Origin of the sequence: Vibrio sp. Vb2131, from assembly GCF_033338535.1 — a bacterium.
Classification (GTDB): Bacteria; Pseudomonadota; Gammaproteobacteria; order Enterobacterales; family Vibrionaceae; genus Vibrio; species Vibrio alginolyticus.
On the sequence record NZ_JAWOSW010000002.1, the window covers coordinates 106510 to 120640 of the forward strand.

Annotated in this window: 11 protein-coding genes; 9 read left to right on the forward strand and 2 right to left on the reverse strand. The window is 45.1% G+C overall.

Annotated elements, in window-relative coordinates; translation table 11 throughout:
• Nucleotides 1-218: 218 nt before the first annotated feature.
• The 6 genes from hutC (at nucleotide 219) to R7E38_RS02665 (ending at nucleotide 7697) form a co-directional block, all read left to right on the forward strand.
• On the forward strand, nucleotides 219-926 hold the full coding sequence (gene hutC, locus R7E38_RS02640; protein ID WP_054700691.1) for a histidine utilization repressor: 708 nt from the start codon (nucleotides 219-221) through the stop codon (nucleotides 924-926).
• A 129-nt stretch (nucleotides 927-1055) separates the two neighbouring features.
• Nucleotides 1056-2306 (forward strand): imidazolonepropionase, encoded by a 1251-nt coding sequence (hutI, locus tag R7E38_RS02645; RefSeq protein ID WP_064353834.1) that lies wholly within the window; start codon nucleotides 1056-1058, stop codon nucleotides 2304-2306.
• A gap of 1 nt (nucleotide 2307) precedes the next feature.
• Nucleotides 2308-3318, forward strand: a complete 1011-nt coding sequence (gene hutG, locus R7E38_RS02650) for a formimidoylglutamase (RefSeq protein ID WP_226082922.1) — start codon at nucleotides 2308-2310, stop codon at nucleotides 3316-3318.
• A gap of 73 nt (nucleotides 3319-3391) precedes the next feature.
• Nucleotides 3392-5089, forward strand: coding sequence for a urocanate hydratase (gene hutU / locus R7E38_RS02655; RefSeq protein WP_226082919.1), 1698 nt, complete (start codon nucleotides 3392-3394; stop codon nucleotides 5087-5089).
• Nucleotides 5090-5100: 11 nt separating this feature from the next.
• A complete protein-coding gene (gene hutH, locus R7E38_RS02660; RefSeq protein WP_017634855.1) occupies nucleotides 5101-6636 on the forward strand; it encodes a histidine ammonia-lyase in 1536 nt (511 codons plus the stop codon).
• 335 nt (nucleotides 6637-6971) lie between these two features.
• Nucleotides 6972-7697 (forward strand): DUF3581 domain-containing protein, encoded by a 726-nt coding sequence (locus tag R7E38_RS02665; RefSeq protein ID WP_017821813.1) that lies wholly within the window; start codon nucleotides 6972-6974, stop codon nucleotides 7695-7697.
• Between the two features lie 110 nt (nucleotides 7698-7807).
• Here the strand turns inward: R7E38_RS02665 and R7E38_RS02670 are convergent, their stop codons facing one another.
• On the reverse strand, nucleotides 7808-8269 hold the full coding sequence (locus tag R7E38_RS02670; RefSeq protein WP_054576439.1) for a methyltransferase family protein: 462 nt from the start codon (nucleotides 8267-8269) through the stop codon (nucleotides 7808-7810).
• A gap of 73 nt (nucleotides 8270-8342) precedes the next feature.
• Nucleotides 8343-11378 (reverse strand): FAD-binding and (Fe-S)-binding domain-containing protein, encoded by a 3036-nt coding sequence (locus tag R7E38_RS02675; protein WP_042521968.1) that lies wholly within the window; start codon nucleotides 11376-11378, stop codon nucleotides 8343-8345.
• 263 nt (nucleotides 11379-11641) lie between these two features.
• Between R7E38_RS02675 and R7E38_RS02680 the strand changes: the two genes are divergently transcribed.
• The 3 genes from R7E38_RS02680 (at nucleotide 11642) to R7E38_RS02690 (ending at nucleotide 14103) form a co-directional block, all read left to right on the forward strand.
• On the forward strand, nucleotides 11642-12322 hold the full coding sequence (locus R7E38_RS02680; RefSeq protein WP_005388843.1) for a DUF3334 family protein: 681 nt from the start codon (nucleotides 11642-11644) through the stop codon (nucleotides 12320-12322).
• Between the two features lie 208 nt (nucleotides 12323-12530).
• On the forward strand, nucleotides 12531-13226 hold the full coding sequence (locus R7E38_RS02685; protein ID WP_005377954.1) for a DUF2786 domain-containing protein: 696 nt from the start codon (nucleotides 12531-12533) through the stop codon (nucleotides 13224-13226).
• Nucleotides 13227-13443: 217 nt separating this feature from the next.
• Complete coding sequence (locus R7E38_RS02690; protein WP_005377956.1) at nucleotides 13444-14103, forward strand: OmpA family protein; 660 nt, start codon at nucleotides 13444-13446, stop codon at nucleotides 14101-14103.
• Nucleotides 14104-14131 lie beyond the last annotated feature (28 nt).

A 14131-nucleotide genomic window follows, 5' to 3' on the forward strand; every position in this document is an offset into this window, starting at 1 on the left:
ATAATCGTTTGTTTACACAATTGTTTTCTGCTGTGCAAGCAATAGACCACAAGAAAATGTTTGAATTCAATCATCAATCCAAATAATACTCAGCAGCAAGAGTCATTCAGCTCTGCAATAGGATTGCTCGGTCACTAAGCGGTACATTCGTCGAGAAATGTTTGCAATTTGTACCTAAATTAAGCAGTATTTGTATAGTCAAATAAAGGAAAATGATTATGTCTGCACCACTCTACATTCAAATTAAACAATTTATCCTGGATAAAATTGAGGCTGGAGAGTGGGTAGTTGGTCATCGCATCGCCACCGAGATTGAGCTTACCGAGCAATTTGGTGTCAGTAGAATGACAGTGAACAAAGCAATTCGGGATTTAGTAAATGAGGGCCGATTACAACGTCGCCCACGTTTAGGCACGTTCGTGTGTGATCCTGGTGAAAAGTCAGAATCTCCTCTGCTAGACATTCGAAACATTGCCGAAGAAGTCAGCGATAGAGGGCGAAAGTATGGCAGTAAAGTGCTCAAACAAATTGCTATAAAAGCAGATGACAACATTGCGACAAAACTCGGCGTTATGCTAGGCACGACAGTGTTTTACAGTGAAATTATTCACTATGAAGACCAAACGCCGATTCAATTGGAGCTCCGCTGGGTGAATAGCCAATATGCCCCGAGTTATTTAAATCAAGACTTCACACAAATCACTCCAAATCAATACCTGTCAAATAATTGCCCACTCAGCGCGATAGAACATACTGTAGAGGCAATTGTGCCTGAAAGCCGTATTAAGCAAGACTTAAAAATGCAAGCCAATGAACCTTGCCTTCTCTTGAATCGCAGAACGTGGAGCCAAGATAAATTAGTCAGTACCGCCCTACTTTATCACCCTGGTAACAAATATAAGCTGAGCTCAAAAGTGCTCATTTAAGGACAAGATTTGTCCTCTAGATCTACGTTTTGATCACATTTTAGCAACATCAATCTTGTCAGTATTCTTATTTTGCTCTATTTATTTGTATATACATTTAATGATACAAATAAACACAGGGACACAAACATGGATTTGCTGATTGAAAACGCACGTCTAGTTACCATGCAATCGGGAGAATGCGGATACCTTCCAACGCCTCCAGCGCGCATTGGTATTAAATCTGGAAAAATCGTTGCGATCAGTACTTGTGCCATTGGTGAAGACGCACCGCAAACCGAGTCTCTGCTGTCTGCCCAACATTACGCTCAGAGTATCGACCTTCAAGGCAAGTTAGTTCTGCCAGGTTTGATCGACTGCCACACTCATCTTATTTACGCGGGCAATCGTGCCAACGAATTTGAAATGCGCTTAAACGGCGTGCCATATCAAGAAATTTCCAAACAAGGCGGCGGGATTCTCTCAACGGTACATGCGACACGCTCTGCAACCGAAGCACAACTAGTTGAGTTAGCGTTACCACGTTTAGATGGGTTACTCGCGAGTGGCGTCACTTCTGTCGAGGTGAAATCTGGCTATGGATTGACACTGAATGATGAAATAAAAATGCTCCGTGCAGCCAAAATGCTTGAACAAGAGCGCAAAGTTAAAATCACCACTACACTTCTCGCCGCTCACGCCATTCCGCCAGAGTTCCAAGGTCGTGCAGATGATTATATTGAGCACATTTGTCAGGACATAATCCCTGTTGTCGCAAAGGAAGAATTAGCTACGAGTGTCGATGTTTTTTGTGAATCGATTGGTTTCAATCTTGAACAAACAGAAAAAGTGTTTGTAGCTGCAAAACGCCACGGCTTAAAGGTTAAAGGGCATACTGAGCAACTTTCTAATCTCGGTGGTACAGCCCTCACTGCGCAATACAACGGTCTGTCAGCGGATCACATCGAGTTTTTAGATGAGCAAGGTGTTAAAGCACTTGCTCGATCAAACACCGTCGCCACTCTATTGCCTGGCGCTTTTTATTTTCTAAGAGAAACTCAGTTACCACCGATCGAGTTGTTGAGAGAGCATAACGTGCCGATGGCAATTGCTACGGACGTCAACCCAGGTACATCACCATTTTCTGATCTCACACTCATGCTGAATATGGCGTGCACACTATTTCGCCTTACACCGCAAGAAGCACTGCGTGGTGTAACGCAACATGCAGCCAAAGCTCTGGGTTATCAAAACTCACGTGGCGAAATCAAAGTAGGGTTTGATGCGGACTTCTCTATCTGGGATATCGAAAGCCCTGCGGATTTAAGCTATCAAGTCGGAGCAAAACGTCTGGTAGGTCGTATAGTAAATGGTGAATACATTTCACACGGAGGCCACTAATATGTCTCAATTCGACCTACACTCTCCCCTATTTCATTGGCAAGGCCGTCATGATGCCGAGGACGGCAAGCTTGGTCAGCGAATTCATCACGTTGTTCAACGCCAAAAAGCAGATGAGTTGAGTGCCGTTGCGCATGGCGTCTCATTACTCGGTTTTGCTACCGACGCTGGCGTTGCGAGAAACAAAGGACGCATTGGCGCGAAAAAAGCGCCAGACTTAATCCGACGAGCACTCGCTAATTTAGCATGGCACCAAGACGCCCCACTATATGACTTAGGTACTGTGGTGTGTGAAGACGACTTACTGGAGGAGAGCCAAGCTCTATGTGCAGCAACCATTTCAAGCGCACTGCCCCATACGCCAGTCATCGTGCTGGGTGGTGGGCATGAGATTGCGTGGGCCTCGTTTTCCGGCTTAGCGGGGTATTTTAAAGAGCACTATCCAGAGAAGAAACCTAAAATCGGCATTATCAATTTCGATGCGCATTTCGATTTGCGCGCATTTGAGAGTAACCTCGCCGACATAAGACCGAGCTCTGGTACACCCTTCAACCAAATTCATCATTTTTGTCAACGTAACGATTGGGACTTTCATTACGCTTGTATTGGTGTAAGCCGTAGTAGCAACACTAAAGCGCTATTTGAAAAAGCAGATGTGTTAAATGTTTGGTATGTAGAGGACAATCAGCTCTGCTACTTAAACCACAGTTATCACTTAACTCAGCTTCAGCATTTTATTGACGACTGTGACTACCTCTATTTGACCATTGATCTGGATGTATTTCCTGCCGCAACCGCACCTGGAGTCAGCGCACCAGCAGCTCGGGGAGTGAGTTACGACACTATTGCACCCTTTTTAGATCGAATTCTTCATTACAAAAATAAGTTAATGCTGGCTGATATCGCCGAATACAACCCAAATTATGACGTCGATAGTCAAACTGCACGATTAGCTGCCCGTTTGTGTTGGGATATCGCCAACGCAATGGCGGAAAAACAGCACAAACCATAATGCATCCCAGATGCCACTGATTATTACGACCAAGCAAGTACTTGGTCATCACGAGAAACTAAAGGAGTCTGAAATGACACAGCGCCAGGGACAAGATCCACGACTTGATACAAGCAGAACAATTCGTGCACCTCACGGAGATAAACTGCGCGCAAAATCTTGGCTAACCGAAGCCCCTCTTCGTATGCTGATGAACAACCTTGATCCTGATGTTGCAGAACATCCACATTCACTGGTTGTATATGGCGGCATTGGCCGAGCAGCGCGAAACTGGGAATGTTACGACAAGATTGTTGAAGTACTTGAAAGACTCGAAGATGACCAAACGCTTTTAGTTCAATCAGGCAAGCCTGTTGGTGTTTTCCCTACTCATAAAAATGCTCCACGCGTGCTTATCGCAAACTCAAACCTTGTTCCGCATTGGGCAAACTGGGAACACTTCAACGAGCTCGATAAACAAGGCTTGATGATGTACGGCCAAATGACCGCTGGCAGCTGGATATACATTGGCTCGCAAGGTATCGTACAAGGCACATACGAAACGTTCGTATCTGTTGCAAAAAAACACTTTGACGGTGAAGCAAAGGGCCGTTGGATTCTAACAGGTGGTCTCGGTGGCATGGGTGGTGCTCAACCTCTCGCTGGTACAATGGCGGGCTTCTCCATGATTGCAGTAGAGTGTGATGAGTCACGTATCGATTACCGCCTACGTACAGGCTATGTCGATAAGAAAGCGACTTCTTTAGATGAAGCGCTAGCTATCATTAAAGAGTCAGACACACCAGTATCGGTTGGTCTACTAGGTAATGCAGCAGACGTTTTCTCTGAGCTGGTAGAACGTAATATCACGCCTGATGTCGTAACAGACCAAACGTCTGCACACGACCCGCTCAATGGCTATTTACCACAAGGCTGGAGCATGTCTCACGCAGCAGAAATGCGTTTGCAAGATGAAGCAATGGTCGTAAAAGCCGCGAAAAAATCCATGGCTGTGCAAGTTCAAGCGATGTTAGAGCTGCAAAATCGCGGCGCCGCAACACTCGACTATGGCAACAACATCCGCCAGATGGCCTTGGAAGAAGGCATAGAAAACGCATTTGATTTCCCTGGCTTCGTTCCAGCCTACATTCGTCCTCTATTCTGTGAAGGTATCGGTCCTTTCCGTTGGGCTGCTCTCTCTGGCGATCCTGAGGACATTTATAAAACCGACCAAAAAGTAAAAGAGCTAATTCCAGATAATCCGCACTTACATAACTGGCTAGATATGGCTCGCGAACGCATCCAGTTCCAAGGTTTACCTGCGCGTATTTGCTGGGTTGGTCTTAAAGATCGTGAGCGTCTTGGTCAAGCATTCAACGAAATGGTGAAAAATGGCGAACTTAAGGCGCCCGTTGTCATTGGTCGAGACCACTTAGACTCTGGCTCTGTAGCAAGCCCGAACCGTGAAACCGAAGGTATGATGGACGGTTCTGACGCCGTATCAGACTGGCCATTATTAAACGCGCTACTCAACACGGCGGGCGGCGCAACTTGGGTTTCACTACACCACGGTGGTGGCGTAGGTATGGGCTTCTCGCAACACTCAGGTATGGTTATCTGCTGTGACGGCAGTGAAGATGCCTCAGAACGTATTGCCCGCGTGCTGCATAACGACCCAGCAACAGGCGTGATGCGTCATGCTGATGCGGGATACGATATCGCTAAACAATGTGCAGCAGAGCAAGGGCTAGATTTGCCAATGCTCAACGAAGAACTGAAGAAGCTCAAGTAAGGATGAAAGAGATGTTAAATTTAACGCTAAAGCCAGGTCATATTAGCTTAAACGAACTACGCCAAGTGAGCCGTTCACCAGTCAACCTTACTTTGGATCCTGAAGCCATTCCGGCCATTGAAGAAAGCACACAGGTCGTAGACCGAGTCATCGCGGAAGATCGAACGGTTTACGGAATTAACACTGGTTTTGGGCTATTGGCTAACACACGAATAGCACCAGAAGATTTAGAAACACTGCAACGCAGTATCGTTCTCTCTCATGCGGCAGGTATCGGTGAGTTTATGTCAGATGAAACGGTTCGTCTGATGATGGTATTAAAAATCAATAGTCTGTCTCGTGGCTTTTCTGGGATTCGCCTAAAAGTCATTAATATGCTGACCGACCTAGTCAACGCACAAGTTTACCCTTGCGTACCTAAAAAGGGCTCTGTTGGCGCATCAGGTGACTTAGCTCCTCTAGCCCATATGAGCACAGTATTACTGGGAGAAGGACAAGCTCGCCACAACGGTAATATCATTTCCGGGCAAGAAGCTTTAAAAATCGCAGGTCTAGAGCCTATCACTCTGGCGCCAAAAGAAGGCTTAGCGCTACTAAATGGGACTCAGGCATCCACAGCGTTCGCATTGGAAGGCCTGTTTATCGCGGAAGACCTTTTCGCGTCAGCAACCGTTTGTGGTGCAATGTCTGTTGAAGCCGCTCTCGGCAGCCGACGTCCATTCGATCCGCGCATTCACCGTGTACGTGGTCATCGCAGCCAAATGGACGCAGCACTCGCATACCGTCATTTGTTAGACACATCGAGTGAAATAGGTGATTCGCACACTAACTGTGAAAAAGTACAAGACCCGTATTCTTTGCGCTGTCAGCCTCAAGTGATGGGGGCGTGTTTACAGCAAATCCGCAATGCGGCGGAAGTACTACAAGTAGAAGCGAATTCCGTATCAGATAACCCGTTGGTGTTTGCTGAAGATGGTGACATCATCTCTGGCGGTAACTTCCACGCGGAGCCTGTTGCAATGGCAGCCGACAACCTAGCACTTGCGATTGCCGAGATCGGCAGCTTGTCTGAACGTCGTATGGCATTACTTATCGATAGCGCGCTATCAAAACTGCCACCGTTCTTAGTCGACAATGGTGGTGTGAACTCTGGTTTCATGATTGCTCAGGTTACCTCCGCTGCGTTAGCAAGTGAAAACAAAACACTCGCTCACCCAGCGTCAGTAGACAGCTTGCCAACATCTGCAAACCAAGAAGATCACGTCTCAATGGCAACATTCGCGGCTCGCAGATTGAAAGAAATGGGCGAAAACACTCGCGGTATTCTGGCTGTCGAATACCTCTCAGCAGCACAAGGCCTAGACTTTAGAGCGCCAAACAAGTCCTCTGAGCGTATTGAGATTGCGAAACAAATGTTGCGTGAAAAAGTATCGTTCTACGATAAAGATCGCTACTTTGCTCCAGACATTGAACAGGCAAATACTCTGCTTAAGCTGGCTATCCACAACACGCTCATGCCAGAGAGCTTGTTACCAAGTGTTCAATAACCAAGCATAACTGGCATTTCATCGAATAAACAGATAATGACTTGAAGGCTCTACGTTCTGCGTGGAGCCTTTTTATATACGATTAAACATATTGATGGCACTATTTATGAACGCCTGTCTACTTTGATGGCTATACTTTAAAAGATAGGCGAGCGAAAAGGTCGTTGTTTATTGTTTTCACAAATAAAAGCGTTGCTAAAGTATGCGTTTTTAACGGTTTATCCGCCGAAATAGTGTCTTATTGTTAGGATACGGTGAAGTTTTCACTGGATGGACCATTGCTACGCAGATATTCGCATATAATCCCACACAGTTTTGGTTACTACGTAAAAATTATGTTTCTAACACCTTATTTTTCAAACACTAATCACCAGTTTCAGTTCACTCGCGAACAAGCAAGCCACTTTGCAAAACGTGTCGCAGGTGACTACAACCCAATTCATGATGAAGACAACAAACGCTTTTGTGTCCCTGGGGATTTACTTTTCGCTGTGCTTCTCAGTAAAGAAGGCGTTAGCCAAAAGATGCGTTTTAACTTCTCTGGCATGGTAAACGATGGTGTAGCACTTCATATTGAAAATAAGTGTGACAAAGAAAGCGCTGTTGTTGACGAGGCAGGTAAAGAATACTTACACATGTCCCGTGAAGGTGAAACTAACCACGATCCGGCATTTATTGAGCATGTAGTGACAAATTACGTGCAATTTTCTGGTATGAACTTCCCTCACATCATGGTTCCTCTTATGGAAGAGAAGCAAATGATGATCAACTGCCAGCGTCCATTAGTTATTTATGAAAGCATGGAAGTCGAATTTTCACGCTTAGACCTTACGCATCCAGAGGTGGATTTCACTGGCGCAACATTCGACGTAGAAGGAAAACGAGGTGTAGTCACCTTAAACTTTGCGTTTAAAGAAGACGGTGAAGTCGTTGGTAAAGGTATTAAGCGCATGGTTGCAAGTGGCTTGAAGCCATATGACCAAGAAGCGGTTGATGACCTTGTACGCCGCTTTAATGAACGTAAGGATGCATTCCTAGCAAAGTTCGTTAAGGCAGCCTAGTAGACTGCCCTATCAGAAGCGCACAAAAAACGTGTTTACTAAAAGAAAGCCCAACGTCGACCGTTGGGCTTTCTTTTTATGTCTCATCCAAACAAAACTAAACGCAATGCTTAGAGCCAACGACGAACATGGTTTTTATAATCCACATACTCTTCACCAAACAATCGCTCTAAAACGCGTTCCTCAGGCTTGATTTGAAACCGATTCATATAACTGACAAATATCACGCCACAAAGCACCACACTCAAGTGCTGCCACCACAAACCAGTTGCTATGATTAGAAGCAATAATGCCATGTACATAGGGTTGCGTGAAAAGGCAAACACACCAGTTCTTACAACAGAAGATGCTGCTTCAGGTTTTACTGGGTTCACTGTGGTTTTTACTTTGCGAAATTCATACACGCCAGCAATGCCCATGTAGCCAGACAACAAAGTTAATACACCTACTACAAATTCAACAAAGGGTACTCGAATGTTCATGCTCGGCGTCAAAACTTTAAGTCCGTACATCAAAAGTATGACTAGCAAAAACACCACAACAGGTGGGACTTTGAGTTCAAGTTTTCTCAAGATTCATATCCTTTGAAAGGGTCTAAATACGGTTTCTAAAAAGCCCAGTAAAACTGGGCTTGATCTAGTCCGATTACAACAAAGTTAACAATGCCTGAACGGGATGCTTGGGCTTCGTTCCTTCAAAGCGTTTAACTTGGCTGCGGCAAGAATAGCCTGTAATCAAACATCTCTCGTTATCCAACTTATCTAAGCTCGGCTTCCAGCTTAAATTGTAAATGTCTTTCGACATCGACAACTTATCAACCTCATGACCAAACGTACCCGCCATACCACAACAACCAACAGGTACCGTATTCAAAACTGCACCAAAGTGAGCAAAAATAGCGCCCCACTCTTTTTCCGCATTTGGCATTTTGGTTTTCTCAGTACAGTGAGCAAACAGATACCAAGGTTCCTGCGCCTTATGCTCTCCGCTTTCAAACGCTTCTAGTCTTGGGTAAAGCCATTCGTGGGCTGTTAGTACATCGAAATTACCTCGCTTACTGCCAAGCACTTCAGCGTATTCATCTCGATAACACAGCACCAAAGCAGGATCGACGCCAACTAATGGGATATCCAAATCCGCTACCATCGCCAAGAACTTCGCTGTGTCGGCTGCTGTGTCCTTAAACTGACGTAAAAACCCTTTAATGTGTTGTGCTTTACCATTCGGCTTAAACGGCAGAAGCACCGGATTCATACCCAGCTTTTTCAATAACTTAACGAAGTCTTCAACGACATCAGCGTCGTAGTAACTAGTGAATGGGTCTTGAACAATTAAAACATGCTTGCTCTTTTCAGACGAAGACAAACCACTGAGCGCTTGCAGATCATAAGGCGTTGTCAGCGACTCTACTCGTTGTTTCAAGGTGGGTACTGATAACAACGGCGCATCGACATACCCGACCGTAGATGCCGTTAAACTTTTCACCCACGACTGCTTCAAAACACCATTTACGACACCTGGCGCTTTCGCCATCATCGGCAGCATAGTCTCAATGTTCGCAACCAGATAGTCTTTTGCAGGACGTTGGTAACGAGAGTGATAGATGTTTAAAAAGCGCGAGCGAAAGCTCGGAACATCGACTTTAATCGGACACTGACTCGCACACGCTTTACACGCCAAACAACCATTCATCGCTTCATACACTTCGTGAGAGAAGTCATACTCGTGACGACGATTGATAGAATGACGTACGCGGTCAATCATGGTTTTGATTGATGTTTTGTTTTCTAGTGTTTGCTTTTCTAAGTCAAGAATATCAATGCCTTGCTCAGTGAGCTGACGCAACCACTCGCGAACCAAACCCGCACGACCTTTCGGTGAATGACGACGATCGGCTGTTACTTTCATCGATGGACACATTGGCGAGCTAGTATCGTAGTTAAAACACAAACCGTTACCGTTACATTCCATCGCTTGTTTAAAGCTGTCACGTACTTGAACGTCAATCTGACGGTCATAGTAACCACGTTTGGTATCGGTAACTTTGACAAGCTCTGCATCACTATCCAGCGGTGTACAGATTTTGCCCGGGTTCATTTTGTTGTGTGGATCGAATGCAGCTTTCACACGTCTCAGTTCAGTAAACAACTCGTCGCCGAAAAACTCAGGGCCATATTCTGAACGGAAACCTTTGCCGTGTTCACCCCACATCAAACCGCCGTATTTCGCCACCAGCTTGACCACTTCATCAGAAACTTCGTGCATCAATGCTTCTTGGTGCGGGTCACACAAATCCAACGCAGGACGTACGTGAAGCACCCCAGCATCGACGTGACCAAACATGCCATAATTCAGAGACTTGCTGTCTAACAGTTCTCGAAACTCTACAATGAAGTCCGCCAGGTTTTCTGGTGGCACACAGGTATCTTCAGCGAATGCGACCGGTTTAGCACGACCTTTTGCTGCGCCTAACAAACCCACCGCCTTTTTACGCATGTTGTAAATACGCCCAATGCTCGCTACATCGTTACAAACTTGGTAGCCGATAATGCCCGCTTCTTCTGTTTCCAACATGGTATCGAGCTTGGCGGTCAATGCTGCAACCTGAGCAGCAACTTCCTCTTCGTCCTGACCTGCGTATTCCACCATATTGATGCCAAGCATCTCTTTATTTGGAACATCGGTAAGTAAATCGCTCACGGTGTGCCAAACGATATCTTGCTTCGCTAGATTAAGCACTTTTGAGTCAACGGTTTCTACAGACAGCGCTTTCGCTTCTACCATAAACGGTGCATTACGCAGTGCAGAATCAAAGCTGTTGTATTTAACGTTAACCAACGTACGCGCTTTCGGAATTGGCGTCAGGTTAAGCTTTGCTTCGGTAATAAATGCCAATGAACCTTCCGCGCCGCAAAGTACTCGTGTGATATCGAAACGGTCACCGTCTTCATTCAAGGCATTTTTTAAATCATAGCCCGTTAAAAAGCGGTTAAGAGGAGGAAACTTATCTACGATCTGCTGGCGTTTTCCACGACATACGGATTCCGTTACACGTAGCGCCTTGGCAGCAAACTCGTCTTCTTTTGGGTAGCCGTTGGACAGGTCTGATTCTAAAACTGAGCCATCAGCAAACACCGCTTGTAGCGACAAAACATGATCGGATGTTTTTCCGTATTTCAGAGAACCTTGACCAGAAGCATCGGTGTTGACCATGCCGCCAATCGTTGCACGGTTACTGGTAGATAAGTCTGGAGAGAAGAAGTAGCCATAAGGGCGAACTGCGTCATTTAACTGGTCTTTCACTACACCAGTTTGTACACGAACCCAGCCTTCTTTCTCATTAATCTCAAGCACTTTGTTCATGTGGCGAGACATATCCACCACAATACCTTTGGTTAGCGACTGACCATTGGTCCCCGTGCCGCCACCACGAGGTGAAAAGGTAATTCGTTCGTACTTTTCTTTATTGCTCAGTTTCCCGAGGAGAGAAACATCTTCTGTCGTTTTGGGATGAACGACAGACTGAGGAAGTTGCTGGTAAACACTGTTGTCAGTGGCAACCGCTAGTCGGCTTGAATATTGGCTTTCGATATCACCAGTGAATCCGGCGTGCTCAAGCTCTTTCAGAAAACTAAGAACAAGAGGATCGACATCAGTTTGCGAGTGTAATCTTGGTAACATTTGCTTCCTGCCCCTACGACGCTGATCCGATCAGCTGCGGGTTGTGTAATTATTTGCTCACTTCTCATACAAATTGGCGCTAAGCGAAAAAAAACACCACAAAAGAGTTAGTGAAGTAATATTCTTTGAATTTCGTCACTTTACAACATTTAAAAAGACGAGCAAATCAGAATCTCGATACAATAATTAAACTTATGCTTTATTTTTTCACGCTTGATGCCTTACATTGGGGAACGAATCGCGTTTCTAGATGAGTTTTCAGAATGAAAAAAAATAAAATTGTGACCACTGAAGATATCCTTCTCAAACTTTGCCAGTCTGTTTCTGGCGTACTTACTTCGGCGACATCTTCTCAAGTAAATTATTCAGCAATGGTGCAAAAAATCCACAAGACTAGCCTCAAACCAGATTTTGGCTGTTTTGTTCTGTTTGATGGCGGATTTACCGGGCTAGTTGTGATTAATTTTACGGCAAAAGCCGCACTGGAGATCTACACCAACTACATGCGTAATATGGGCATGCCAGAAGAAGAACTGGCAATATCTCATACTTCTGACGAGGTAGGCGATGTTCTGGGTGAACTCATGAATCAACTGGTCGGAGACTTCACTAATAAAATTCGTAAAGACCTGCAAACGAACATCACACAAAACCAACCAAAAATGCTGGCGCTGAATAAGCAAGTTATCTTACAAGTTGATACCAACCTTGACCGCCCTCAAGCGCGCAGAGTGACGTTCTCCACCGAAAACAACAATATTTTCTATCTCGAACTAGCAATGGATAAAACTGAGTTCATCCAACTGGAAGAGTTTGAAGTTGCTGAAGACGAAAACCCAGACGACATTTTAGAGGCAACACGTAAACAGTTGGCTGAGAAAGAATCTAAATCGTCGGGTTCAAACGATGATGCCGATGACTTGCTCAACCAGCTCGGGTTGTAATTCTAACGAATCTTAATGAAGAATGGCTTCTTAGACACAAGTACGACTTCATACTGATTACGACGAACTAAAACGCCAGCCTCGCTTAATGCGAGGCTTCTTTTTATGTGCTGAAATTATCTTCAGTCCCACCTTGTATTTCGTTTTTATGTCAAAAAAGGTAATATGTCTGACTTCATAAATTTTCTGCTTTCGTTACTGGTTGTCGATGGATAAACAAAAAGCTCTGAAAAAAATCGCCAAGTGCTTAGAACTGGGCAATTCCGCTAATGTTAATGAGGCTGCCAATGCTATCAAAATGGCACATCGCCTCATGCTTAAATATGGTCTCGATAAAGACGATATTGAGTTCATCAGAATGGGAAAAACACAATCTTCTCATCTGCTACCAGCGAACATCAGTTCTACCATATTGCGAGTGATTCGCGGCATTAACACAAAATTCGGTGTCGAAGCAGTATTGTTGAATCACAAAGGGCTCAAACGTGTCGAATTTATCGGTGAAGCAGATCGCGCTATTTTTGCTGCATTTGCTTTCGATATTGTTTATCGCGAGATGAACGAAAGTACCGGACAATTCCGAAACAGCTTTGCTGGCACCGGCACCTCTTCTCAGGAAGTGACTCGCCGTGTGAACTCATTTGTATCTGGCTGGGTGGAAGGCGCGATTGAAAAATTGCCAATTATTTCTCCAGATGAAGAGTCGGCCAATAAAATTAATGACTATATTGATAAAGAATTCCAAAACATTGACCGCGAAACGTTCAAGAAGCAATTGAAAGAAGCAATGAAAAACCTAACTGAAGACTACGAAGTGGGCTTAAAGAAAGGTAGAAAGGTTTCAGTTAACCGTGGAGTGGGCGGCGAACAAGCACGCAAAATGTTGGGCGATTCATCGAAATAGCCAGAATAGTAAAGGATTCACATAAGCAGCAATGACTTCGATGTCGATGGGGCTTACTTTGAGAGCTTTGGCAGTATTGGTAGGAATTTTCTTACAGAAACTCTTATCAATCTTACTTTCTCATAACAAATATTAATGCTTGTTTATTCATAATTCGCATCCCATTATGAGGCATGGTTTCGCCTCAGTTTTATACGGAGATTTTCCCTTGAAAAAGATGCCTATTGCACTAGCTCTAGTGCTAGCTCTTACTGGCTGTCAAGCCACTCAACGCCAAAATGCAACAACGGGTGAATACGAAACTAACTCCACCACGCAAGGCGCGCTTATTGGTGCGATCGCTGGCGCAGCAATCGGCCTAGCAACGGGTGATGATGCTAAAGAACGTCGTCAGCATGCACTCATTGGTGCAGCCGCAGGCGGAGCGACTGGCGCTGGCGTTGGTTACTACTTTGACCAACAAGAAGCGGAGTTACGTCGCGCTTTGCTAAACTCTGGCGTACAAGTTCAGCGTGTTGGTGAAAATCAGCTTTTACTGCGTATGGAAAACGGTATCGGCTTCTCTTCAAGCTCTTACCAGCTTGATGCTAGCATCCATAATACTCTACGTGGTGTTGCTCGCATCCTAGTTGAGTACCCAGATACCAGTCTCGTTATTGACGGTTACACGGATAGCACAGGCAGTGAGTCATACAACCAAACGTTGTCAGAGCGCCGTGCAGAGTCCGTACGTCAATTCCTAGTATCTCAAAACGTTGCACCTGGTCGTGCAATTGCACGCGGCTACGGCGAACGTAACCCAATTTGCTCAAACCAAACTTCTGAAGGTCGTGCGTGCAACCGTCGTGTTGAAATCCAGATCTTGCCACTGAAGTAATTTGGTTGCACCATAACGGTAATAATAA